The sequence below is a fragment of the Rhodoferax sp. LS1P39 genome (assembly GCF_056521425.1).
The window spans coordinates 277,569-301,550 of sequence record NZ_JBWMAV010000003.1 but is presented as its reverse complement, the minus strand read 5'-3'; the positions used below and the strand labels follow the sequence as shown (position 1 = coordinate 301,550).

Here is a 23,982-nt window from a genome sequence, read left to right as displayed (position 1 = left end):
TGTCGCCGCCCTCGAAAATTTCAGGGTTTCAGGCCAAAGCTGCCCAGCATTTGGGCGGTTTGTTTCTGCATTTGCTCCTGCATTTGCACAAAAACATTCCGGGACTGCTCAACGTAGGTGCCCAGCATGCCTTGCATGGCGGGCGATTGCAGTTTGAGCATTTGCGCCCAGGCCTCGGGGGTCATGCCCTTGGCCTGCTCGCCCATGGTGGACTGCAGATCGACAAAGGTTTGTACGTTCTTTTCCAGGTACGGGCCCAGAAAGCTTTGCATGGTGTTGCCGTAGAAGCGGATCATGTTGGCCAGCGCCTGCTCGGTGAACATGGGTGCGCCACCGGCCTCTTCTTCCAGGATGATTTGCAGCAGGATGGCACGGGTGAGGTCGTCACCGGTTTTGGCATCCAGCACCCGGACCGGCTCGCGCTCCATGACGAGCTTCTTGACTTCGGCCAGGGTGATGTAGGTCGAGGTATCCGTGTCGTAGAGCCGACGGTTCGGGTACTTCTTGATGACGCGGTGGGTGTCGTCAGGCGCGCTGTTCGGAGAATGGCTGGGCACTACTTGTCTTTCGGGGTGTTCGTGGCTTTGGCGGTGTGAGTGAACACTTTACTGCACTGCAACATATTTTAGAAATCCATTGCGCAGAAGCCTTCAAGGATTACCCTAAAAGTAGCGGCCACAAAACCAAAAGCCCTGTACATCACCGATGTACAGGGCTTGAATTTGGTAGGCGCGAATGGACTCGAACCATCGACCCCCACCATGTCAAGGTGGTGCTCTAACCAGCTGAGCTACGCGCCTAAAGCTAAACTACTTTAGAGCGCTAGTATAGCATGGTTTTTTAGCCCTTTTTACCGCCGCCGGGCTGAACGCACGCCCGCCACATCCGACACGATGCCCAGCACCTTGGTGAGGCGGGCCGCATCGGCCACTTCCACGGTGAAAGTCATCCAGGCTGTGCCTTTGACCGACTGGGTCTGCACGCCGATGACGTTCATTTTTTCCTTGGTAAAGACTTCGGAAATGTCGCGCAGCAGGCCCTGGCGGTCAGCGGCCTGCACCGACACGTCCACCGGGTAGACCGAAGCCCCTTCTTTTTTGCCGCTACCCCATTCCACCTCGATCACGCGCTCGCCATTGCGCACCGACATTTCGCGGAAATTGCTGCAGTCGGCGCGGTGGATGCTGACCCCCTTACCCCGGGTGATGAAGCCCAGAATCGCATCCGGTGGCGCGGGCTTGCAACATTTGGCCAGTTGCGTCATCAGCGACTCCACGCCCACCACCAGCACACCGCCCTTGGGTGAACTCTCGGGCGCGCGGGCTTTTTTGAGCAGCAGATAGTCGTCGGGGGCCAGCACCGGCTCGGGCGGGCGCAGCAGATTTTCGATGGTGCGCAGCGAGAACTCGTCCTTGCCCACCACCTCGAACAAGTCGTCGGCTGACTTGAAGCCCAGCCGGGCGGCCAGGTCGTCGAGTTTGATGGCGGTTTTGCCCTCACGTTGCAGCAGCTTTTCGACCGCCTCGCGGCCACGCGCCACCGTGGTGTGCATGGCGGCGGCGTTGAACCAGGCGCGGGCTTTGGCCCGGGCGCGGTGGCTGACCAGGTAGCCCAGCTCGGTGTTGAGCCAGTCGCGCGACGGGCCGCCCTCTTTGGCGGCGGTGATCTCCACCGTCTGGCCGTTTTGCAGCGGGGTGTTCAGCGGCACCTGTACGCCGTCTACCTTGGCACCCCGGCAGCGGTGGCCCAGGTTGGTGTGCACGCTGTAGGCAAAGTCCACGGCCGTAGCACCGGCGGGCAGTTCGACCACGGCGGCATCGGGAGTCAGCACGTAAATGCGGTCGCTGAGCAAATCCACACCGCCGCTTTGGGGCGCAGCCCCCGACAGGTCACGCTCCCAAGCCAGCAACTGGCGCAGCACGGCAATTTTTGCGTCGTATTCGCCGCTGGCCGAGACACCGGCGTAGCCCTTGGTGCCTGCCTCTTTGTAGGCCCAGTGGGCGGCCACGCCGTGCTCGGCATGGTCGTGCATGGCCTGGGTACGGATCTGGATCTCGATCGGCAGGCAGGCCACGCCATCCACCAGTTGCTGCACCACGGTGTGCAGCGACTGGTAGCCGTTGCCTTTGGGCTTGGCGATGTAGTCGTCGAACTCTTCGGCCATGGGCACGAAGCGCGAATGTACCCAGCCCAAAGCGGCGTAACAGTCGGGCACGCTGGGTACGATCACGCGCAGGGCGCGGATGTCGAACAACTGCTCGAAGCCCAGAGACTTGCCACGCATCTTTTTGACGATGCTGTAGATGTGCTTGGGCCGTCCCTGCACGGTGGCCTTGATGCCCTGGCTGGCCAGCTCGGCCTCCAGGCTGGCGCGCAGATGCTCCATATTGGCTTCGCGCTCGACCCGTTTTTCGTCCAGCAGGCGGGCCACCTGTTTGTAGGTGTCGGGCTCGGTGAAGCGAAACGACAGGTCTTCCATCTCCCACTTGATCTGCCAGATGCCCAGGCGGTTGGCCAGCGGCGCAAACACCTGCAGCGATTCGCGCGCCAGGCCGGGCGATACCGGGGTTTTGCTGGCGGCGCAATAGCGCAGGGTTTGCAGGCGCGAGGCCAGGCGCAGCATCACCACCCGCAGGTCGCGCGAGAAGGCCAACAGCATCTTGCGCACGTTTTCGGTCTGCACCGCGGGGTCGTCCACCAGGTGGGCCGAGGTTTCCGCCCCGCGCGACAGGCGCTGCACCCGCATCAACTGGGTGGTTTCTACCGCCAGGGCGGCAAAATTGGCCCCGAAGGCCTTGGCAATCACTTCCTGCGGCTTGTTCAGGTGCACGCAGGCGTGGACCAGGTAGCTGGCGGCCTGCATGGCCTCGGAGCCGCCCACGGCGCGCAGGATGGCGGCCACGGCATCGGCGTGGGCCAGGGTGTTTTCGCCGGTGTCCAGCACTTCGTTGGCGATCAGCGGCTCGGCGAAATTACGCGCACGGGCCAGGGCGTTGACCTGCTCGGGCAGGGTCTGGGCGGTAGCGGCCACCAGGTCGGGGACACGTTCCTCCAGCGTTGCCGCGACGGGATGCGCGGTCTGCAAACTTTTCATCCAGCGAACCTTCTCAAGGCTGTAAAAAATCGACCACGACGGCCACCTGGTCATCCACCACAAAGGTCGGCGCATGGCCTACACCTGCAAATTCCACCAGCCGGGCTTTCGGGCCGCGCTGGGCCATGGCCTGGGCGGTGGCGGCCGACAGCAAATCGGACTCGGCCCCGCGCAGCAGCAAGGTCTGGGCCCGGATCTGCTCGTACAGCGACCACAGCCCGGCCTCGCCTGCAGCCGCAGACTCGGCGGTGAAACTGCCAAAGGCCAGCGCCAGCGCCGGGTCGTAATGCAGGGTCAGCGCAGGCTCACCGGCCACCAGCGGGCGCACCATGTGCGCCGAGAGCGCCAGCCACTGGGCGGGTGTATGCGGGCCAAAGCTGCTGGAAATGGACCACATCGCGTCGGCGGCCTGCTGCAGCGTATCGAAGCGGCCGGTCTTACCCAGGTAGCTGGCGATGCGCTGCAGAGCGACCAGGTCCAAGCTGGGGCCAATGTCGTTCAACACCAGGCGGCGCACCGGCACGGGCAGCGGCAGGTCGGGCGCGCCCAGCAGCACCATGCCGATCAGCCCGCCCATGCTGGTGCCCAGCCAGTCCAGCGTGGTGATGGGGGATTCCGCGTGCACCTGGGCCAGCAGGGCCAGCATGTCCACGGCGTAGGTGGACAACTGGTAGGCCTGGGGGTCTTGCAGCCAGTCGCTCTGGCCCCGGCCCACCACGTCGGGGCAGATGACGCGGGCAAATCGGCTCAGCGACCGGGCCAGCACGTCGAAGTCACGGCCCTGGCGGGTCAGGCCGTGTACGCAAACCACCACGTGCGGGTTCGCCGGGTCGCCCCACTGCCAATAGGCCATGCGGTGACCGGTCTGGTCGGGGGTATGGGTGTTGGCGGCGGCACCGGGGCAGGGAACATAGCAGAGGCGGGGTTCGGTCATGGCGGAGGGCGTTCCAGGCAAGAGGATGGGTCCATCCTAATCCAAACTGCGGCCACAACTGCCCACAAGGCCTTCTCTGAAAATTTAAGTAAAAAGTGCCTCCAGCGCTTATTCCATAAGCGTGACAAGCTACTTTTTATGTAGCATCACAGTGCACACGAACGAAAGCCCACGAAGCGCACGTCATCGCCGGGCAAGGCAAAGCCACGGAACCTGGGGTGTTTCATGCGGGCGCGGGTGGCAAATGCCGCGCCGCGCAGCGCCTTGGCCTGGCCGAACCAGGGCACGGAATAGGCCATCCACGGATCGGCACTGAAGCCGGGCCAGGGGCGGAAGGTGTTGGCCGTCCACTCGTGCACGTCGCCCCAGCGAAAGCCCTGGCCTGCAGCCCCCATGGCGGCGCGCTCCCATTCCACCTCGCTGGGCAAACGCCGCCCGGCCCAGCGGCACCAGGCATCGGCTTCCCACCAGCTCACGTGCATGGCGGGCTGGGTACCGGCCACGCGCAGGCGCTGGCCAAAGCGGGTTTGCAGCACCGCGCCACTGGCCACGCCGATCTGGTCCACATAGCGCGGGCCGCGCCGCCCCTCCCCCTCGGCCAGGGCCTGCAGCCAGGCCCAGCCTTCGGGCAACCACCAGGCGGCGTTGTCGTAGCCGCCGTCTATTACAAACTCGACGAACTGGGCCCAGGTGACGGGCTGCGCATCGATCTCAAAAGCCGGTACGGCTACCGGGTGGGCCCATTTTTCGTTGTCAAACACAAAGCCTCCGGGGGGCGAGCCCAGGGTCCACTCCATGGCGGGCAGGGCCAGCGGGTCGCGCGGCTGCGGGCTGCCCGGCGAGGGCACCTGCAAGGGCACGCCATGCACCTGGGCCAAGGTGATGAGCTGCTCGCTGCGCAGGTCTTCGTGGAACAGGGCCAGGCGGTAGAAATACAGCGCGTCGTCGCTCTCGGCGGTTTTCTCCAGTAGCTCCAGCGTGCTCTCCAGGGTGTTGAGCAAAAAGTTTTTGGTGGTGGCCAGGCCAGGCAAGGCCGGGGGCGCGCGGCGGTCCATCTGCTCGGGGTTCCACCAGCGGTCGGCCTCGGGCTCGATGGAGGCCAGCCGGGTGGGCTGGAACGGGCAGGCCGTGCCGCGCCCGCGCTGGGTGTTGCGGCCCAGCCAGGCCTCGGCCATCCAGCCGATGTGGCCGGCTAGCCAGCGCGGCTGCAGGCTGCTGGCATCGATGGCGGGGGCCGACTCAAACTGGTCGAGCAGGTGCAGGGTGTGGTTGCGCGCGTCCATCAGCGCCAGCGACAGCAGGTCGCGCCCCGCCTGGCGCATGGTGGGCGAATCCAGGTGCTGGGGCAGCACATGTGGTGTGCGGGTAGACATGGGCCATTATTGCCTGGGATGTGGCGAATCCCAACCCCAGGTCAGGCCAGCAAACGCGCGCAGTGTTCGCGCGAATTCACCGCGTACTCCAGCGGGCCGGGTTCCCAGTGCGCCATGTTGGGCGAACCGCTGAGGATGTTGCCCCAGGTCTCGCGCATGGTGTCGCAGTCTTGCTCGGTTTCAGCCATTTGGTGCAGATGGCGGATCTTGCACATGTCGGCATCGCAGGTCGGGTACTGCTCGATGCGCTCGACCAACATCGCCAGCCACTGTCGGGCCGGCATCCATTCGCCTACCGCCGGGTTGAACAGCCGGGCATGCATGCCGTCGCGGCAGGCCATGAAACGGCTCACGCGCTCGGTGTTGAAAGGGATCGCCACCGGGGCGTAGCCCAGTTGCCCGCGCAGGGCCAGGGCCGCGCAGGCCCGGGTGAAGGCGGCCAGGGCCACGGCCTTGCGCACGCTCAGGGGCGTATCGAACACCCGCACTTCGACGGTACCGAATTCGGGCTTGGGCCGCACGTCCCAGTAGATGTCTTTCAGGCTTTTGGCCAGGCCCAGGTCGAACACTTCCTGGGCGAGGGCCTCGAATTCGGCCCAGCTGGTGGTGCGCGGCATGGGGCCGCCGTAGGGGTACACCAGGGGCTCCAGGGGCCGCGCGGCGCAAAAGCCGGTGTCCACCCCTTGCTGGAACGGCGACGCGGCCGACAGGGCGATAAACAGCGGCCCCAGACTTTGCAGCACATTGCCCAGCTGGATGGCTTCTTCCTTGCCGGGCACGCCGATGTGGACGTGCATGCCATAGGTGGAAAAGCGCTTGGGCAAGAAGCCGTATTTGGCCTGTAGCTCGGCGGCACGGTCGGTTTCGGTGAATTCGCGCTCGTTCCAGAACTGCAGGATGTGGGTGCCGCCGCCGCGCACATCGGCCCCCTGGCGGCGGGCGATTTTTTTCAGGGTCAGCACGTTCTCGCGGGTTTCGGCCTCCAGCGCATCGGCATCTTCGTGGATGGAGCTGGTGACCTCCATGGTGGAGCGGGTGGCTTCCAGCGAAAAGCGCTCGTGCTCGGGTAGCACCTCCAGCTCGGTCCAGAGTTCGGCGCTGCAGGGCGAGAGCTGGCCGGTATCTTCGTCTACCAGTTGCAGTTCCAGCTCCATGCCGAATGTGAGTGCTTTTGATTGTTTGAAATCCATGCCTTGTCTCCTTGGATGCAATGGGATTGAGGGGCTTCTCCGCCGGGATGGGAGAGCCGCCCATGGGCGGTGGGAATGCAACAGGATGCCGCGTTACGGCCCCTTTGCTCCACCGATGACGTGCCGTCCGGATGTAGGACCGGACCTGCGCAGCGCGCACAGGGCACGCACAACCTGTGGGTGGGTAGGACCCAGGTTTGCGCGCCGTACCGTACCCTAAAACCGCTCAACCGCAAACCATGGCCCCTAAAACCGCCCGCCAAACGTGGGGATTGCGGCGCAGCCGTACGCGTAATCACTAGCCTGTCAGGCCGCTGAACACAGGTGTGCAAAGGTATCATCGGGCGCTTTCAACGCCCCGACCAGGGTCTTGCGTCCATCCTGGCACTACCGGAGACACCCTTGTCCGTACTCCTCAAACTCGCTCTCGGCATGGATTGGATCAGCCAGCAATTGGGCCGCATCGCCGCCTGGGCCGTGCTGGCCGCTGCCCTGATCTCGGCGGGCAATGCCTTTGTGCGCTATGGCCTGGACATCAGCTCCAACGGCTGGCTCGAAATCCAGTGGTACATGTTTGCCACCACGGTGATGTTGGGCGCGCCCCTCGTGCTCAAGCTCAACGAACATGTGCGGGTGGACATTTTTTATGGCCGCCTCAAGGGCAATGGCCCGGTGTATGTGGACCTGTTCGGCCTGCTGGTGTTTTTGCTGCCGGTCATGGCCACCATTGCCTGGCTGAGCTGGCCGCTGTTCATCGGCATGTTCCGCTCGGGCGAGATGTCCAACAACGCCGGTGGCCTGATCCGCTGGCCCGCCATGATGCTGCTGCCCCTGGGCTTTGCACTGATGTTCCTGCAAGGCCTGGCCGAAGTCATCAAGCGCATCGCCTACCTGCAAGGCAAGTTCCAGATGGACATGCACTACGAGAAGCCCGTGCAATGAACCCGCTCCAGCCACCACGATTTAACGCTTTTCGGGATACAACATGCTGATGGAAAATTTTGCGCCGATGATGTTCGGCGGGCTGGTGCTGATCATGCTGATCGGCTTTCCGGTGGCCTTCTCGCTGTCGGCGCTGGGCATGGCTTCGGGCCTGTTTGCGATCCACATGGGCTGGTTTCCGGCGGTGTTCATGGAGAACCTGCCGATCAACATCTTCGGCATCTTGTCGAACGATTTGCTGCTGGCAATTCCGTTCTTCACCTTCATGGGCGCAATCCTGGAGAAATGCGGCCTGGCCGAAGACATGCTGGATTCGATGGGCCAGTTGTTTGGCACCGTCAAGGGCGGCCTGGGCTATTCGGTGATCATCGTCGGCTTCATCCTGGGCGCGATTACCGGCACGGTGGCGGGCCAGGTGATTGCCATGGCCATGATTTCGCTGCCGGTAATGATCCGCTACGGCTACAACATGCGCTACGCCACCGGCGTATTGGCGGCCTCGGGCACCATCACCCAGCTGGTACCGCCCTCGCTGGTGCTGATCGTGATGGCCGACCAGCTGGGCCGCTCGGTGGGCGACATGTACCGGGGGGCCTGGGGCCCGTCGATCCTGCAGGTGCTGATCTTTGCCGCCTACACCTTCATGCTGGGGGTTTTCAAGCCGCACCATGTGCCGGGCATTCCCAAAACCGCCCGCACGCTCAGCGGTACCAAGCTGTGGGCGAAGTGCCTGCGCGGCATCATCCCGTCGGCGATTCTGATCTTTGCGGTGCTGGGTTCGATGGGCGGCCTGCCGGGCATCGACACCGCCATTGCCACCCCCACCGAGGCCGGTGCCATGGGCGTGGTGGGCGCGCTGATTCTGGCGGGCATCCACAAGCGGCTGACCATGGCCCTGGTCTGGGAGGCCATGGTGGGCACCATGCGGCTCACCGCCATGGTGGTGTTCATTTTGATTGGCGCGCGGGTGTTCTCCATGGTGTTCCAGGGCGTGGACGGAGCCAAGTGGGTGGAGCATCTGCTGACCGGCCTGCCCGGCGGCCAGATCGGCTTTCTGATCGTGGTCAACCTGTTCATCTTCTTCCTGGCCTTCTTCCTGGACTTCTTCGAGATCGCCTTCATCATCTTGCCCATGCTGGGGCCGGTGGCGGCCACGCTGGGCATCGACCTGGTGTGGTTTGGCGTGCTGCTGTGCGTAAACATGCAAACCAGCTTCATGCACCCGCCATTCGGCTTTGCGCTGTTTTACCTGCGCGGCATTGCCGACACGCTGTTCAAGGAAAAGCGGATTGAAAAGCCCATTCTGTCCAGCGACATCTACATGGGTGCCATCCCATGGGTGGTGATGCAGGTGCTGTTGGTGGCCATCGTGATCTTTGTGCCGCAAACCGTCACCATGTTCCTGCCCAAAGAGGTGGTGGTGGATACCTCCACCATCCAGATCGATGTGCCCGACAACGACATGCAACCGTCTGGCGAGGCCAGCGGCGAGAACCCGTTTGGCGATGCACCGGCGGACGCACCGGCCGATGCCCCGCCGGACGCACCCGCGCCCGAAGCGGCGAAGCCCTGATCGTGGGCCCCGCTCCTTTTCGCTTTGTACCGGGCGGCGGCGGCCCGGTGGAAGGCGCTGCGTACTCGCCGCTGTTCAAGCTGCTGGGCACGGCCATCGTCGGCAGTTGCGCCGTCTGGCTGGCGCAGTTGCTGACCAGCGGCGTGCTGGCCAGCAGCCGCACCACCGGCGTGGTGTGGTTTGCCGCCGGGCTGGCGATGATGGCCTGGACCTGGTGGCACATCCTGCGCAGCCGCACCCGCGTCAGCACCGAGGGCCTGTACCAGGCCTGGATCTGGGACAAGCAGATGCCGTTTGACGACCTGGCCTACGCCAAGCTGATCCGTATCCCCGGCCTGGACTGGCTGATCGCGCCCCGCCTGTATGTGCGCACGCTAATGGGCAAGTTCACGGTGTTCTACGGTGCCACGCCCGCGCTGGTGGCCGAGTTCGAGCGCATCGTCAAAGAACTGAAAGCCTTTCGCCAGCTTTGAACTTTTGAATCTGTAAACGAAAAAACCGCGCCAAGGCGCGGTTTTTTGTGGGTGGCGTGGCTTACAGCTTGACGCTTTGCATGTAGCTGTCAAACCGGCCTTCGGCCACGCGGAACCAGGCCACCTGGTCGCGCTGGAAGGTGCGGAAGTCGGCGAAGATCTTCTTCCACTCTGGGCTCTTGGCATCGTTTTCGGCGTACACCGCCTGCGCCGCCTTGAAGGATGCGTCCAGAATTTCCTTGGAGAACGGCAACAGCTTGACCTTGGCACCGATCAACTGCTTCAGCGCCGTGGGGTTGCGGGCATCGTACTTGGCCAGCATGTCCACCGCAGCCACGGTGGTGGCGGCTTCCACAATCGCCTTGTTCTCGGGCGACAGGGCATCCATGGCCTTGCGGTTGATGAAGAAATCCACCTCGGGGCCGCCCTCCCACCAGCCAGGGTAGTAGTAGTGCGGTGCCACTTTGGCAAAACCGAGCTTCTGGTCGTCGTAGGGGCCCACCCATTCGGCGGCATCGATCGTGCCCTTTTCCAGCGCCTGGTAGATTTCGCCACCGGGAATGCTCTGCGGCACCACGCCCATCTTGGCCATCACCTCGCCCACCAGACCGCCGCCCAGGCGCATCTTCAGGCCCTTCAGGTCGGCCACGGTCTTGACTTCCTTGCGGAACCAGCCGCCCATCTGCGTACCGGTGTTGCCACCTGCGTAGCTGACCATGCCGTAGTTGCCGTAAAACTCATTCATCAGCTTGCGGCCATTGCCGTGCAGCATCCAGGCGTTCATCTGGCGCGCGTTCATGCCAAACGGAATGGCGGCACCGATGGCGAACGCGGGGTTCTTGCCGTAGAAGTAGTACGGCACGGTGTGGCACATCTCGACCGAGCCTTGCTGCACGCCGTCGACCACACCGAAGGGGGGCATGAGCTCGCCGCCTGCGTGCACCGAAATTTCAAACTTGCCACCCGACATGGCCTTGACCGCATTGGCAAACACCTCGGCAGCGCCGTAGATCGTGTCCAGCGGCTTGGGAAAGCTGGAGGCCAAACGCCAGCGGATCGCGGCCTGGGCGTGCACTGCGGGTGCCATACCCGCGGCGAGCACACCAGCGATGCCCGAGTGTTTGATAAGGGAACGACGGTCCATTTGAAATAACTCCCGTAATAGATTGAAATCCACCATTCGGAAAGAACGGCGGAGACTGCAAGTCAGGGCCGATTGTATGAAGTCGCAATTGCCGAATTCGTGCGGGTTTTCCCCTGCGCACAAGCCAGTCTATTGCTACTTTTTTAGTAGCTTGTTGCGCTTATGCCTTCTGCGTAAAACGGCTTTTTCTTCTAAACCACACGGCGTATTTCCGGCACCGCGTTGCCGCTTCATATTTGTTCGTAGTTAACAAACTCCGAATCCATCGTTCCCTTTGCGCCCCACCCCCACTACATTGACCGACCTCCCAAGAAAGTGAAACGATGGCAACTTTGATGGATGTAGACACACCCCGAGCGGTGCAAGCCCTGGAAATCCGCCCCTTCGATGCCCCGCTGGGTGCCGAAGTGCGGGGCCTGGACCTGTCGCGCCCGCTGGCTGCAGACGACTTTGCGCGTATCCACCGCGCCCACCTGGCGCACCACGTGCTGGTGTTCCGCGACCAGCGCATCACGCCCCGGCAGCAGGTGGACTTCAGCGCACGTTTCGGCCCGCTGCAGATCCATGTGTTGAAGAGCTTTCAGCTGCAACACCACCCAGAAATACTGGTTGTTTCCAACATCAAGGAAAACGGCGAACCCATCGGCCTGGGCGACGCTGGTGCCTACTGGCACTCCGATCTGTCGTACAAGGAAAAGCCCAGCCTGGGCTCGATGCTGCATGCGCAGGAGCTGCCCAGCGAAGGCGGCGACACCTTGTTTGCCAACCAGCACCGCGCCTGGGACACCCTGCCCGCCGCACTGCAAATCGCCGTGGCCAGCCTGCGCGCCGAACACTCTTACCTGGCCAAATACGAAGAGCTGCGCGCCCGCAACCCCTGGCGCCCCAAGCTCACGCAGGCCCAGCTAGACGAGGTACAGCCTGCCGTGCACCCCGTCGTGCGCACCCACCCCGAGAACGGCCGCAAGGCGCTGTTTGTCAGCGAGCATTTCACCACCCGCATCGTCGGCATTCCCGAGGACGAAAGCCGCGCTTTGCTGGACGAGCTGTTTGCCCACACCTCGCGCGCCGAGCTGGTGTACCGCCACGCCTGGCAGCCGCACGACATGGTGTTCTGGGACAACCGCTCGGTGACCCACCTGGCAGCCGGTACCCCCGACCACCTGCGCCGCAAGCTCTACCGCACCACCATCGAAGGTGACGCGCCGTTTTAGGAGCCCCATGCCATTCAATGGCGCAGCCACCCTGGCGGCCTCAAGACGCTTCTTCGATCAGTTCCGCAATACGCCCACGCCCCAGCCGCCGCGCATGCGCCAGGGCGGTCGAACCACTGCGGTCTACCAGCGTGACATCGGCGCCAGCGGCCAGCAGGCGCTGCACCATCTCCGGGTGGTTGTGGATCGTGGCCAGCATCAGCGGCGTACGGCCTTCGGAATCTGCTGCGTCGAGGGGTGCGCCACGCGCCAGCAGGTCGTTCAGCTGCGATGTACGGCCTTTGCGCGCGGCCTCCTGCAAAGCACGGGCCGAGGGCAGGGTCGCGGTGGCGTTGGCCCCGCCCTCTTCGGCACGGCGCATCTCTGCCGCGGGCGGCGTGGGCGTTGCAGGCGAATCCATCTCTTGTGCCGGGCTGGACGATGCTGGTGCTGGCGGTTGGCTATTCTCAAAGGCCACCGATTTGTCTTTGGACTGTGTCGGCGCATTACTCTGCGTCCGTTTTGCGGGTACAGCCATGGCAGGCGCTGCAGGTGCCGCTTTCTCCTGCCCTCCAGGATCAGTGGCATCGGTGGCCGCTTTGGCGGGTGGCGCAGCGTCGCCCAATACCCGTTCCCGTTCATCTGCGGGTCCGCGGTCGAACTGCAGCACCAGCAAGCTGGTCAGACTGGCCAGCGCCACGCTGGCCAGCAACGACAGTTTCCAGCGCGGCTGGTTGGCCGCAGGCACAGCGGGCACAGCCGAAACCGTCTGCCGGGCCGCCAGCACCGATTGGGCATGGGCACGCACGGCCTCGCCGACCCGGCTGGCGGGTCGGCGGGTGTCGGCGTCACTGGCCTGGCGGTAACGCAGCAGCAACTCATCGACGGGGCGCTCGGGCTCCGGCCCAGGCTCTTGGGGGGGGCGGGTCTCGGTCATGCGAACTCCTGTAGCTGCTGGCGCAGGCTGTTGCGGGCGTAACGCAAGCGGCTCTTGGCGGTCTCGAAACTCACGCCGGTCGCACTGGCAATTTCTTCCACACGCAACCCACCCTCGGCCTGGAGCAAAAAAGCTTCGCGTTGTTCGCCGGGCAATTGCTCCACCGCTTCGATCAGGGCGGCGGCTTGCTGGCGCGACTGCAGCTGCCGCACCGGGCCGAAACCCGAGTCCGCCGCCAGGGTATCGGCCAGCCGGTCGTGGCCATCGCTGCCTGCATCGTCCAGCCGGACATGGTTTTTGACGCTGCGGAAATGGTCCACCAGCCGGTGGTGCGCGATGGTGAACAACCATGTCTTGAAACGCGCACTGGGCTGGTAAGCGGTGCCGGGCGTGTCCTGCATGGCACCGCCCTGGCGTGCCACGGAGAACCACACGTCCTGCAGCAAGTCGTCGGCCAGCGCCGCCACCCTGACGCTGCGCAACAGATAGCGCCACACGCCCAAGACGTGGCGGGTGTACAGCAGGTCGAAGGCGGCGATGTCGCCCGCCGCATAACGCAGCATGAGCGCTTCATCGGGCTCTTCTGCGGGTGGGGTCGGTGGGGACGCGCCGGGCATGCGCTGGATTATCCGATGCGGTGCACCTCGGTAAAACGCTAGCGGTGTGCAGGCGGATCGGGCACATACGCCGTGTCCACCGAGCCCGGAAACGGATTGGGCAATGGATTGGGCACCGGCGCGCGTGCCAGCGGCTGGGGAATCACGCCGCTGGCCAGCAGGTTTTCGCGGCTGTCATACCGGATACGCACAATTTCGTCCGGCCGCGCTTGCTGGCGCTCGAACGTGGTGTGCGACACCACCGAGCTTTCACGCGCGCCATGGGCCGTGCCCAACTTGGCGGCGGCGGCGGGGGCGGCTGCGCGTTTTTCAGCGGCTCCCGCAGTGGTGCTGTCCGCGTTTTCATCCTTGGATTCGGCGTTGCGGCGCGTCTGGGGAACAGCGACCTGCTCGGGCACCTGTTCACGGAACAGCGCCACGCCGATGACGCCGACCTGGCCCGGCCGACCGGTGCGCCCGGCATACGAGTCGCGGGCATCGGCAAACTCGAAGGCCGCCACTTCCTGGTCGCTCTTGCGCCAGCCGGTGATTTGGTAGTTTTGGCGTGCCGAAAAAACATAGCCGGTCTGCTCCCAGGAGGCGGTTTCGTCGCTGAGAACGTTCACGCCATCGACCGACGCCACGGCCAGCACGCGCCCCGCCAGCCGGTTGCGCACCGACACCGCGTAACGCGCACCCGGCCTGCCCGCCACCCAGTATTCACCGCGATGCGCGTACACCGGCAGCCTGGCGCCGGAGTCACGGTCCACGATGGTGATGTCGGCGAGACGGCCTACTGCTTGCGCGTGCAGGCTGGCGCAGGCCAGCAGGACGGAAAGACCCAGCGATGTGAGTTTCATTGGTCAGCTCCAGAAATAAGTGTTGGAGCTGACTGAAACGTTGCCGACGCGGCGATGGGGTTAAAGCAGGCTAAAAATAGGGAGCCTGCAACCGCCTTATGCTACTAATTTAAGAGCTGCTTGTGCTTGATGTACAAGCGCGGGGAAGCGTTTTTCTATAGATTTTTCGATACCCGCCGCGTCCAGCCCTTGCTGGGCCATCAGCACCGCCGGGTCGCCGTGTTCGATAAACACATCGGACAGGCCCAGCGTCAGCACCGGCAGGGTAATGCCCGCGGCCTGCAAGGCCTCTTGCACCGCGCTGCCCGCACCGCCCAGGGCGGCACCGTCTTCTACCGTGACCAGAGCGGAATGCGTGGCGGCGATTTTCAGCAGCAGCTCCACATCCAGCGGCTTAGCCCAGCGCATATTGGCCACGGTGGCATCCAGCTTGTTGGCCACGGCCAGCGCGGGGTACAGCAGGGTACCGAAGGCCAGAATCGCGATGCCCGAAGCCTGGCTGGAGCTGCGGCGGATTTCGCCCTTGCCGTAGGACAGCGGCTGCAGGCCTAGCTCCATCGCCGCACCGGCCCCAGCACCGCGCGGGTAGCGCACGGCCACCGGGTTGTCTTGGGCAAAGGCGCTGCTCAGCAGGCGGCGGCATTCGTTCTCGTCGGCCGGGCAGGCCACGCCCATATTGGGGATGCAGCGCAGGAAAGGAATGTCGTAGGCCCCGGCGTGGGTGGCACCGTCGGCCCCCACCAGCCCGGCGCGGTCCAGGGCAAACACGACGGGCAGGTTTTGCAGGGCCACGTCGTGGATCAATTGGTCGTAGGCGCGCTGCAAAAAGGTGGAATAGATGGCGACCACCGGCTTCAGGCCTTCGCAGGCCATGCCGGCGGCGAAGGTCACCGCGTGCTGCTCGGCAATGCCCACATCAAAGTAGCGCTGGGGAAAGCGCTTTTCAAACTCCACCAGGCCCGAACCTTCGCGCATGGCGGGCGTGATGCCGACCAGGCGGTTGTCTTGCGCGGCCATGTCGCACAGCCAGGTGCCAAACACCTGGGTGAAGGTGGCTTTGCCCGGCGCAGCGGCTTTTTGCAGGCCCACGGCAGGGTCGAACTTGCCCGGGCCGTGGTATGCCACGGGGTCGGCCTCGGCCAACTGGTAGCCCTGGCCTTTTTTGGTGACCACATGCAAGAACTGTGGGCCGGTGAGGTGCTTGATGTTTTCCAGCGTGGGGATCAGCGATTCGAGGTCGTGGCCGTCGATGGGGCCGATGTAGTTGAAGCCAAACTGCTCGAACAGCGTGGCGGGCACCACCATGCCCTTGGCGTGCTGTTCCAGGCGGCGGGCCAGCTCGAACAGCGGCGGCGCGCCCTTGAGCACCTGTTTGCCCACGTTTTTGGCCGCGGCGTAGAACTGGCCGCTCATCAGCTGCGCCAGGTAGCGGTTCAGCGCGCCCACGGGCGGGCTGATGCTCATGTCGTTGTCGTTCAGGATGACCAGCAGGTTGCAGTCGCACACACCGGCGTTGTTCAGCGCCTCAAACGCCATGCCTGCGCTCATGGCACCGTCGCCGATGATGGCCACGCTGTGCCGCTTGTCACCCTTTTGCTTGGCGGCCATGGCCATGCCCAGGGCGGCCGAGATGGAGGTGCTGGAGTGCGCCGTGCCAAACGCGTCAAATTTGCTCTCGGCCCGCGTGGGAAAGCCCGACAGGCCGCCCAACTGGCGCAGGCTGGCCATGCGGTCGCGCCGCCCGGTGAGGATTTTGTGCGGATAGGTCTGGTGGCCCACGTCCCACACCAGCCGGTCTTCGGGGGTGTTGAACACGTAATGCAGCGCCACGGTCAACTCCACCGTACCCAGGTTGGAGCTCAGGTGGCCGCCGGTTCTGGACACGCTGTCGATCACGAAGGCGCGCAGCTCGTCGGCCAGCGGCTTCAGATCGGCCCGCGGCAAACGGCGCAGGTCGGCCGGGTCGTTGATGGTTTCCAGCAGTGGGTAGGACGCAGGGTTCATAATTTTTTTCTGGGGCGGGCGCGGTCTCAGCTGGAGCGGTTCACAACCATATCCGCCAAAGCGCGCAGGGCCCGGGTGTTGGGCAAGTCGCTGGCATCCAGCGCGGTCAGGGCCTGGGCCAGCAGTTCCTGGGCATAGGCCAGGGAGCGGTCCAGCCCCAGCAAGGAGACGTAAGTGGGTTTGTCCTGGGCGGCATCCTTGCCCGCCGTTTTGCCCAGCGTGGCCGAGTCGGCGGTCACGTCCAGGATGTCGTCTACCACCTGGAAGGCCAGGCCCAGGGCCGCGCCGTAGGTGTTCAAGGCGTTGCGGGTGGCCGGGGGCAGCGGGCGGGCGCTGCAGGCCGCGCCCATCATCACGCTGCCTTGCAGCAGGGCACCGGTTTTCAGGCGGTGCATGCAGCGCAATTCTTCTTCCGTCAAGGCCATGCCGATGCTGGCCAGATCAATCGCCTGCCCGCCCGCCATGCCCTGGTAGCCCGCAGCCTGGGCCAGCAGGCGGCACAGCGTGGCCTGCACGCTGGCCGGGGCCTCGGCCGCTTCAGGGGTGAGTATTTCAAAGGCCAGCGCCTGCAGGGCATCGCCCGCCAGCAGGGCCTGGGCTTCGCCAAACTGCACATGCACCGTGGGCTTGCCGCGGCGCAAGATGTCGTTGTCCATGCACGGCATGTCGTCGTGCACCAGGGAGTAGGCGTGGATCAGCTCGGCGGCACAGGCGGCGCGCAAGGCGGCGTCATCCAGCCCGGCGGCCACACCCGCAGGATCAAAGCTGGCCACGGCTTCGCGGGCAGCCAGCACCAGCAGCGGGCGCAGGCGTTTGCCACCGTCCAGCACGGCGTAGCGCATGCCTTCGCGCAAGGCGGCGGGGGCGGGATGCTCGGCATCGACCACGCCACCGGCGGCCACCCAGTCGCTCAGCGCCTGCTCCACCACCGCCAGCGCCTGGGTGCTCCAGGCCTGCAAATCAAAAGCCGCCGCGCTCATTCCAGGGCCCAGGGTTTGAGTACACCCTGGTCCAGCACCTTGATCTGCTGCTCCACCGCATCGAGCTTGTCGCGGCAAAACTGTAACAACTGGGCACCGCGCTGGTAACCGCCCAGCAGCTGCTCCAACGGCATCTGGCCCGATTCGAGTTGGCCGACCAGTTGCTCCAGCTCCGTCTGCGCAGCCTCGTAGCTGGCAGGCAGGGCCTGGGAAGGTGCGTTTTTATCGGTTGGGGCAGCGGCCTTGGGCATGGAGGGGCAGAAGGATGGATAGGTAAAGAAGGGCCGATTTTACGGGCAGGCACGGCACGGCGGCGTGGCCCGGCAAAAACCACCCCGCCGGTTACAATCGCCCCTCTTTTCGCCAACGGCTGGAGCCCCTCCAACCCTGCCGGAGCCTCTTCCGCGCGAGTTTCTCGCGCCTACCCTGCCCCTTCATAGGGGGAGTCTTGTCAGGACAACCCATGTCTGATTTAAGTCTTCAACTGCAGCAGGCCGCAAGCCAACTACCAGTTTCAAGCTACTTTGACGAAGCGCTGTTCCAGCGCGAAGTCGCCACCCTGTTCCAGCGGGGGCCACGCTATGTCGGCCACACACTGGCCGTGCCCGAAGTGGGCGACTACTACGCCCTGCCACAGGAGGGCGAGGGCCGCGTGCTCACCCGCACGCCGCGCGGCGTGGAGCTGGTGTCCAACGTCTGCCGCCACCGCCAGGCGGTGATGCTCAAGGGCCGGGGTTCGCTGAACACCACCCAGCAGGGCAGCGCGGGCGGCAATATCGTCTGCCCGCTGCACCGCTGGACCTATAGCGGCGGTGCGCATGCCCCCACCGGCACCTTGCTGGGCGCGCCGCATTTCGCCCAGGACCCTTGCCTGAACCTGAACCAGTACCCGCTGCAAGAGTGGAATGGGCTGCTGTTTGAAGGCAGCCGCGATGTCAAAGCCGACCTGGCCCACATGGGCCCGCTGGCCGACCTGGACTTCAGCGGCCACGTGCTCGACCACGTGGAGATGCACGTGTGCGACTACAACTGGAAGACCTTCATCGAGGTCTATCTGGAGGACTACCACGTCGGCCCCTTCCACCCCGGACTGGGCGGCTTTGTCACCTGCGACGACCTGCAATGGGAGTTCAAGGAACAGTATTCGGTGCAAACCGTAGGCCTGGCGCAGCGCCTGGGCGTGGCAGGCAGCCCGGCCTACCAGCGTTGGCAGGATGCGCTCAAAACCTACAACCAGGGCACGCCGCCCAAGCACGGTGCGATCTGGCTCACCTACTACCCCAACGTGATGGTCGAGTGGTATCCGCACGTGCTCACCGTGTCCACCCTGCACCCGATCGGCCCGAACAAGACGCTGAACATGGTGGAGTTCTTCTACCCCGAAGAAATCGCCTGCTTCGAGCGCGACTTCGTCGAGGCCCAGCAGGCCGCCTACATGGAAACCTGTGTGGAAGACGACGAAATCGCCCTGCGCATGGACGCGGGCCGCAAGGCCCTGCTGCAGCGCGGCGACAACGAAGTCGGCCCCTACCAAAGCCCCATGGAAGACGGCATGCAGCACTTCCACGAGTGGTACCGCAAGGCAATGACCGGCGAAACACTATAAAAATAGTAGCTGCTTGCGCTCATGGAATGGGCGCTAGTGGCATTTTTCCTATAAATTTCTAGAAAGCAGCCCATGCAGGCACTTTGGATGGTGTTGGCGGCGTTTGTATTTGCCAGCATGGGGGTCTGCGTGAAGATTGCCTCGGCCCACTTCAACTCGGCCGAGCTGGTGTTCTACCGGGGGCTGATCGGCATGGCGCTGCTGGCCGTGCTGGCCCGGGCCCAGGGCGTGGCCCTGAAAACCGCCTACCCCGGCATGCACGCCTGGCGCAGCACCATCGGCGTGGCCTCGCTGGGCGCGTGGTTCTATGCCATCGCCCACCTGCCGCTGGCCACCGCCATGACGCTGAACTACATGAGCAGCGTGTGGATTGCCGCCTTTCTGGTGGGCGGCGCGCTGCTGGCCTGGCGGCCCGGCCAGGGCGCAGGCCCGCTGCAGCAAGGCCCGCTGGTGCTCACCGTGATGGCCGGGTTTGTGGGCGTGGTGATGGTGCTGCGCCCCAGCCTGGACCAGAACGAGATGTTTGCCGGGCTGATCGGCCTGCTCTCCGGCCTGGGCGCGGCCTTTGCCTATATGCAGGTGATGGCCTTGTCACGCATTGGCGAGCCCGAGGCCCGCACCGTGTTTTACTTTGCCATGGGCTCGGCCATTGCGGGCGGCATCGGCATGCTGCTGGTGGGCCAGCAGTCCACCTGGGACTGGATGGCCGCCCTGTGGCTGCTGCCCATCGGCCTGCTGGCGGCCCTGGGCCAGTTGTTCATGACCCGCGCCTACTCGGGTGCCAAGACCGAGGGCGCGATGCTCACCGTGGCCAGCCTGCAGTATTCGGGCATTGTGTTTGCGGCCATCTACAGCCTGGTGCTGTTTGGCGACCGCATTACCACCATGGGCTGGGCGGGCATGGCGCTGATCACCGCCAGCGGCATTGCCGCCACGGTATTGCGCGCCCGCGCGGCACCCAACGCCCCGGCCGAAGAACACTAGGATGACCATGTACACACCCCTCATTTCCGTAGAGCAACTCCAGTCGCTGGCCACGCCGCACATGGTGTTCGACTGCACTTTCGATCTGATGCAGCCCGACGCAGGCCAGCAGGCCTATCGGGCCGCCCACATCCCCGGCGCGGTGTACGCGCACCTGGACACGGCCTTGAGCGCCAAAACCGGCCCGGCGATGTCCGGCGGCCGCCACCCGCTGCCCACACAGGAAGCCTTTGCCGCCTGGCTGGGCAGCGTGGGCTTTGCCAACGGCATGCAGGCCGTGGTGTACGACCGCAACGGTGTCAACTACGCGGGCCGCCTGTGGTGGATGCTGCGCTGGGTGGGCGTGGAGGCCGTGGCCGTGCTGGACGGTGGCCTGCAGGCCTGGCAGGCGGCGGGCGGTGCGGTGAGCGCTGGGGCCGAGCCCACAAAAACCCCAACAAATTTCATGCTAGCGCCCACGCTGTCTAGCTTGGTAGCTACAGAAACCGTAGTAAACCAGTTGGGCCGCGCCAGCCAGACCATCGTCGATGCCCGGGCCACGCCGCGCTTCAAGGGCGAGGTCGAGCCGCTAGACCCGGTGGCGGGCCACATCCCCGGTGCACTCAACCGCCCGTTCAGCCACAACCTGGGGCCAGACGGCAAGTTCAAGCCTGCCGAAGTGCTGCACGCCGAATTCACCGCCCTGCTGGGCAGCCGCGACCCGGCCAGCGTGGTACACCACTGCGGCAGCGGTGTCAGCGCCAACCCCAACCTGATCGCCATGGAAATCGCCGGACTGGGCCGCACCGGCCTGTACGCCGGGAGCTGGAGCGACTGGTGCAGCGACCCCACACGCCCCTTTGCCCAAGGTTAGGCTCAAGGCTAGCCCTCTACAATCCGTTTATGCGCGCTTACCACATCCTCCCCTTTTTCCTGCTCGGTCTATCCCCAGCCTGGGCCGCCACCCCTGCGGCCCCCACACCACCGATCGACCAGCGCATCCAGCACATTGAAGTGCAGGACGCGGGTGCCCGCATCAACGAGCTGCGCGTGGGCGGCGAGACGCAAACCATCACCGTCAAACCCAGCAACGGCCTGCCCGCGTATGAAGTGGTGCCCGCCAATGCGGCCCGCAACCGCACCATCGACGGGCGCGACGGCGGCCAGGGCAGCGTGGGCACGCGGGTCTGGAAACTGATCAACTTCTGAGCATGGCGGTTTATACAAATGTCTCTTTGAAAGAGGCCACAGCGCTGCTGCGCCAGCTGGATTTAGGGGATGTCACCGCGCTGCGCGGCATCCAGGGCGGCATCGAGAACACCAACTACTTCGCCACCACCGACAGCGGCGAGTACGTGCTCACCCTGTTCGAGCGCCTGGGCTTCGAGCAGTTGCCCTACTACCTGCATCTGATGAAGCACCTGGCCCAGCGCGGCATTCCGGTGCCCGACCCCATGGGCAACAAGGCGGGCAACATCCTGCACACGGTCAAGAAAAAGCCTGCCTCGGTGGTCACCAAGCTGCGCGGCAAAAGCGAGCTGGCCCCCGGTGTGCCGCATTGCGCCTCCGTGGGCGACATGCTGGCGCGCATGCACCTCGCCGGGCGCGACTTCGCCATGGACCAACCCAATCTGCGCAGCCTGGCCTGGTGGGTTGATACCACCCCCGTGGTGCTGCCGTTTCTGGAGCCCGCCCAGGCCCAGTTGCTGCAGAGTGAGTTGGCCTACCAGAACCACATCGCCGCCTCCAGCGCCTACGCCGCCCTGCCCCAGGGAGCCATCCACGCCGACCTGTTCCGCGACAACGTGATGTTCGACACGGTAGACGGCAAGCCCCAGCTAAGCGGCTTTTTCGACTTTTACTTTGCGGGCACGGATGCCTGGCTGTTCGACATCGCCGTGTGCCTGAACGACTGGTGCATAGCCCTGCCCAGCGGGGCCCACGACGCGGCCCGCTACGATGCCTTTTTGGCCGCCTACCAGGCAGTGCGCCCGCTGGCCGCCGCCGAGCGCCAGTTGCTGCCCGCCCTGCTACGCGCCGGGGCCTTGCGCTTCTGGATTTCACGCCTGTGGGACTTCCACCTGCCCCGCGAAGCCGCGCTGCTGCAGGCCCACGACCCGACGCACTTTGAGCGTGTGCTGCGCCAACGCATAGCCCACCCCGTCACCCTATCGTGAATCTTTAAACCCCCATGAAACTCCAAATCGTCCCCGCGCGCACAGGCACCCTGTGGGTGCGGCTGGGCATCCAGACCTTCTTCCAGCAGCCGCTGGCGCTGACCGGGCTGTTCTTCATGTGCATGGCCACACTCAGCATCATCAGCCTGGTGCCCATTTTGGGCAGCATCGCCGCCATGGTGCTCCTGCCCACCATGGCGCTGGCCATGATGGCCGCCAGCCAAGAGGCCGCCAAGGGCAAGTTCCCCACCCCCAGCATCCTGCTCAGCGCCCTGCGCGCCGGACAACAAGGCATCCGCCCGATGCTGGTGCTGGGCGCGATGTACGCGGCGGGTTTCATGGCTGTGCTGGCCATCTCGGCGCTGACCGATGGCGGCGAATTCGCCCGCGTCTTCCTGGGCAACCGCGGGGCCGACGATGCCGCTGACGAACCCCTGCAGGTGCAGGCGGGCATGCTGGCCTTCATGGTTTTGCACCTGCCGCTGTCGCTGGCCTTCTGGCATGCGCCTGCGCTGGTGCACTGGCACGGCATCAGCCCGGGCAAAAGCCTGTTCTTCAGCCTGGTGGCCTGCTGGCGCAACAAGGGCGCCTACCTGTTGTTTGGCCTGAGCTGGTTTGGCGTGCTGGTGGTGGTGGGCATGGTGGTGCAGGTGCTGGCCGCGCTGCTGGGCCAGCCCGCCTTTGTGGGCGTGGGTGCGTTTGTGGTCACCCTGCTGACCACCTGCATGTTCCTGACCTCGATTTACTTCACCTTCCGCGACAGCTTCAGCGCTGACGAGGTCGAAGAGAAAGCCCCCGACGCTATTGAATAAATAGCTGCTTGCGCTGATTGAATAAGCGCTGGAGGCCGATTTCTTATAAATTATCGGCCACTGCACGGGGGCCGAGATAGGTGTCGATCTCCAGCGCCGTGCTGCGTGCGCTGCGCATCACGCCCACCAGCGTGGCCGAGGCCATGCCCGTCCATTCGCCGTAGCCCACCAGCCACAGGCCGGGCTGTTCCACCGCCTGGGTGCCCTGCACCGCCACCCGCCCATCGTGCACCAGCCCCAGGCCGTCGAGGTGGTCCAGCGCGGGCGCAAAGCCGGTGCACCACAGCACCCCATCCACCTCGGATGCCGTGCCATCGGGCCAGACCACGCCGTGCGCCGCCATGCGGGTGAAGGGCCGCCGCGCCTGCAAGACCCCACGCGCCCGGGCTTCGGCCACCGAGGCAATCACCACGATGTCGCCCAGGCCGCCTAGTTCGCCGCTTTGCTGTTCCAGCGTGCGCCCCTCCTGCGCCGCCTTCCAGCGCGCAGTGGCCCGCTCGAACAGCACCCGGCCATCCACCGCATCGGGCAAAAACACCGGCGGCTGGGGCGTGACCCACTGCGTGTGCGCCACCTGCGACAGCTCGGCCACGATCTGCGCGCCTGAGTTGCCGCCGCCCACCACCAGCACCCGCTTGCCCGCCCAGGCAGCCGGGCCCGCGTAGTGCGCCGAGTGCAGTTGCACGCCCTGGAACAAGTCCTGCCCCGGGTACGACGGTATATGCGGTTTGCGCCAGGTGCCGGTGGCGCTGACCACGGCCTGGCAGGGCCAGGTGCGCGCCCCGGCCCGCACCACAAAACCATGCCCGGCCCGCTCTATGCCTGATACCCAGACCGGACGCTCCACCGGCAGGGAATAGCGCGCCTCGTACTGCTGCAGGTAGGCGATCACCTCGGCGCGCGTGGGGTAGGCCCCCTGCACCGGCGGCATGGGCCACCCTGCGATGGAGCTCCAGGCCGCCGGGGAAAACAGCTGCAGCGACGGCCAGGCGTGCTGCCAGGCACCGCCCGCCGCGGCTTCGGCATCCAGAATCACAAAGCTGCGCTGGGCACGGCGCAGAAAGTAGGCCACCGACAGGGCCGCCTGCCCGCCTCCCACAATGGCAACTTCCGGGTGTGCAGTGGACATGC

At 64.9% G+C, this 23,982-nt stretch carries 23 protein-coding genes and 1 tRNA gene; 10 read left to right on the top strand and 14 right to left on the bottom strand.

The genetic code is table 11. The annotated features are described in order from the left end of the window. Window positions 1-20: 20 nt before the first annotated feature. The 6 genes from phaR to AC097O_RS08340 all read right to left on the bottom strand — a co-directional run bounded on the left by phaR (window position 21) and on the right by AC097O_RS08340 (window position 6,591). The gene (gene phaR / locus AC097O_RS08365; protein ID WP_315186167.1) at window positions 21-557 is read right to left on the bottom strand and encodes a polyhydroxyalkanoate synthesis repressor PhaR; all 537 of its coding nucleotides are present in this window, start codon (window positions 555-557) and stop codon (window positions 21-23) included. Between the two features lie 166 nt (window positions 558-723). After that, window positions 724-800 (bottom strand) — tRNA-Val (locus AC097O_RS08360). Window positions 801-850: 50 nt separating this feature from the next. Next, a complete protein-coding gene (locus AC097O_RS08355) occupies window positions 851-3,094 on the bottom strand; it encodes a RelA/SpoT family protein (RefSeq protein ID WP_479592347.1) in 2,244 nt (747 codons plus the stop codon). Between the two features lie 13 nt (window positions 3,095-3,107). Then, window positions 3,108-4,028, bottom strand: coding sequence for an alpha/beta fold hydrolase (locus tag AC097O_RS08350; RefSeq protein WP_479592346.1), 921 nt, complete (start codon window positions 4,026-4,028; stop codon window positions 3,108-3,110). 146 nt (window positions 4,029-4,174) lie between these two features. After that, complete coding sequence (locus AC097O_RS08345) at window positions 4,175-5,401, bottom strand: SUMF1/EgtB/PvdO family nonheme iron enzyme (RefSeq protein ID WP_479592345.1); 1,227 nt, start codon at window positions 5,399-5,401, stop codon at window positions 4,175-4,177. 41 nt (window positions 5,402-5,442) lie between these two features. Next, on the bottom strand, window positions 5,443-6,591 hold the full coding sequence (locus AC097O_RS08340) for a carboxylate-amine ligase (protein ID WP_479592344.1): 1,149 nt from the start codon (window positions 6,589-6,591) through the stop codon (window positions 5,443-5,445). Window positions 6,592-6,993: 402 nt separating this feature from the next. Between AC097O_RS08340 and AC097O_RS08335 the strand changes: the two genes are divergently transcribed. From AC097O_RS08335 to AC097O_RS08325, 3 genes are read left to right on the top strand one after another with little or no spacing between them, the layout of a single operon-like run. After that, window positions 6,994-7,533: a TRAP transporter small permease subunit gene (locus AC097O_RS08335; RefSeq protein ID WP_315186152.1), complete on the top strand. Its 540-nt coding sequence runs from the start codon at window positions 6,994-6,996 to the stop codon at window positions 7,531-7,533. A 43-nt stretch (window positions 7,534-7,576) separates the two neighbouring features. Continuing rightward, window positions 7,577-9,106 carry a TRAP transporter large permease gene (locus AC097O_RS08330; RefSeq protein ID WP_479592343.1) on the top strand — a complete coding sequence of 510 codons (1,530 nt, stop codon included), beginning with the start codon at window positions 7,577-7,579 and terminating at the stop codon, window positions 9,104-9,106. A gap of 2 nt (window positions 9,107-9,108) precedes the next feature. Then, window positions 9,109-9,579 carry a hypothetical protein gene (locus tag AC097O_RS08325; RefSeq protein WP_479592342.1) on the top strand — a complete coding sequence of 157 codons (471 nt, stop codon included), beginning with the start codon at window positions 9,109-9,111 and terminating at the stop codon, window positions 9,577-9,579. 61 nt (window positions 9,580-9,640) lie between these two features. Here AC097O_RS08325 and AC097O_RS08320 read toward each other — a convergent pair whose 3' ends face one another. After that, on the bottom strand, window positions 9,641-10,723 hold the full coding sequence (locus tag AC097O_RS08320; protein WP_315186141.1) for a TRAP transporter substrate-binding protein DctP: 1,083 nt from the start codon (window positions 10,721-10,723) through the stop codon (window positions 9,641-9,643). Window positions 10,724-11,046: 323 nt separating this feature from the next. Here AC097O_RS08320 and AC097O_RS08315 point away from each other — a divergent pair, with 323 nt between their 5' ends. Further along, window positions 11,047-11,937, top strand: a complete 891-nt coding sequence (locus AC097O_RS08315) for a TauD/TfdA dioxygenase family protein (protein WP_479592341.1) — start codon at window positions 11,047-11,049, stop codon at window positions 11,935-11,937. A 40-nt stretch (window positions 11,938-11,977) separates the two neighbouring features. On the opposite strand, the gene AC097O_RS08310 is transcribed toward AC097O_RS08315, so the two are convergent. The 6 genes from AC097O_RS08310 to AC097O_RS08285 all read right to left on the bottom strand — a co-directional run bounded on the left by AC097O_RS08310 (window position 11,978) and on the right by AC097O_RS08285 (window position 17,544). Beyond that, the gene (locus AC097O_RS08310; protein WP_479592340.1) at window positions 11,978-12,853 is read right to left on the bottom strand and encodes an ankyrin repeat domain-containing protein; all 876 of its coding nucleotides are present in this window, start codon (window positions 12,851-12,853) and stop codon (window positions 11,978-11,980) included. Continuing rightward, complete coding sequence (locus AC097O_RS08305) at window positions 12,850-13,470, bottom strand: sigma-70 family RNA polymerase sigma factor (RefSeq protein WP_479592339.1); 621 nt, start codon at window positions 13,468-13,470, stop codon at window positions 12,850-12,852. Before AC097O_RS08305 ends, AC097O_RS08310 begins: the two co-directional genes overlap by 4 nt. Window positions 13,471-13,508: 38 nt before the next feature. Continuing rightward, on the bottom strand, window positions 13,509-14,309 hold the full coding sequence (locus AC097O_RS08300; RefSeq protein WP_479592338.1) for a hypothetical protein: 801 nt from the start codon (window positions 14,307-14,309) through the stop codon (window positions 13,509-13,511). A 96-nt stretch (window positions 14,310-14,405) separates the two neighbouring features. Then, window positions 14,406-16,313: a 1-deoxy-D-xylulose-5-phosphate synthase gene (gene dxs, locus AC097O_RS08295; RefSeq protein WP_479592337.1), complete on the bottom strand. Its 1,908-nt coding sequence runs from the start codon at window positions 16,311-16,313 to the stop codon at window positions 14,406-14,408. A 26-nt stretch (window positions 16,314-16,339) separates the two neighbouring features. Continuing rightward, window positions 16,340-17,293, bottom strand: a complete 954-nt coding sequence (locus AC097O_RS08290) for a polyprenyl synthetase family protein (RefSeq protein ID WP_479592336.1) — start codon at window positions 17,291-17,293, stop codon at window positions 16,340-16,342. Further along, a complete protein-coding gene (locus AC097O_RS08285) occupies window positions 17,290-17,544 on the bottom strand; it encodes an exodeoxyribonuclease VII small subunit (protein ID WP_479592335.1) in 255 nt (84 codons plus the stop codon). Before AC097O_RS08285 ends, AC097O_RS08290 begins: the two co-directional genes overlap by 4 nt. Window positions 17,545-17,756: 212 nt before the next feature. Here AC097O_RS08285 and AC097O_RS08280 point away from each other — a divergent pair, with 212 nt between their 5' ends. The 6 genes from AC097O_RS08280 (at window position 17,757) to AC097O_RS08255 (ending at window position 22,851) form a co-directional block, all read left to right on the top strand. Next, a complete protein-coding gene (locus tag AC097O_RS08280; RefSeq protein WP_479592334.1) occupies window positions 17,757-18,899 on the top strand; it encodes an aromatic ring-hydroxylating oxygenase subunit alpha in 1,143 nt (380 codons plus the stop codon). 72 nt (window positions 18,900-18,971) lie between these two features. Continuing rightward, window positions 18,972-19,883 (top strand): DMT family transporter, encoded by a 912-nt coding sequence (locus tag AC097O_RS08275; protein WP_479592333.1) that lies wholly within the window; start codon window positions 18,972-18,974, stop codon window positions 19,881-19,883. A gap of 7 nt (window positions 19,884-19,890) precedes the next feature. Further along, complete coding sequence (locus AC097O_RS08270) at window positions 19,891-20,736, top strand: sulfurtransferase (protein ID WP_479592332.1); 846 nt, start codon at window positions 19,891-19,893, stop codon at window positions 20,734-20,736. Between the two features lie 29 nt (window positions 20,737-20,765). Next, entirely contained in the window at window positions 20,766-21,071 is a 306-nt protein-coding gene (locus tag AC097O_RS08265) for a hypothetical protein (RefSeq protein ID WP_479592331.1), read from the top strand. Between the two features lie 2 nt (window positions 21,072-21,073). Beyond that, window positions 21,074-22,039 (top strand): homoserine kinase, encoded by a 966-nt coding sequence (locus AC097O_RS08260; protein WP_479592330.1) that lies wholly within the window; start codon window positions 21,074-21,076, stop codon window positions 22,037-22,039. Between the two features lie 14 nt (window positions 22,040-22,053). Further along, window positions 22,054-22,851, top strand: coding sequence for a BPSS1780 family membrane protein (locus AC097O_RS08255; protein WP_479592329.1), 798 nt, complete (start codon window positions 22,054-22,056; stop codon window positions 22,849-22,851). 43 nt (window positions 22,852-22,894) lie between these two features. Here AC097O_RS08255 and AC097O_RS08250 read toward each other — a convergent pair whose 3' ends face one another. Next, window positions 22,895-23,980, bottom strand: a complete 1,086-nt coding sequence (locus AC097O_RS08250; RefSeq protein WP_479592328.1) for an ArsO family NAD(P)H-dependent flavin-containing monooxygenase — start codon at window positions 23,978-23,980, stop codon at window positions 22,895-22,897. Between the last annotated feature and the right edge of the window lie 2 nt (window positions 23,981-23,982).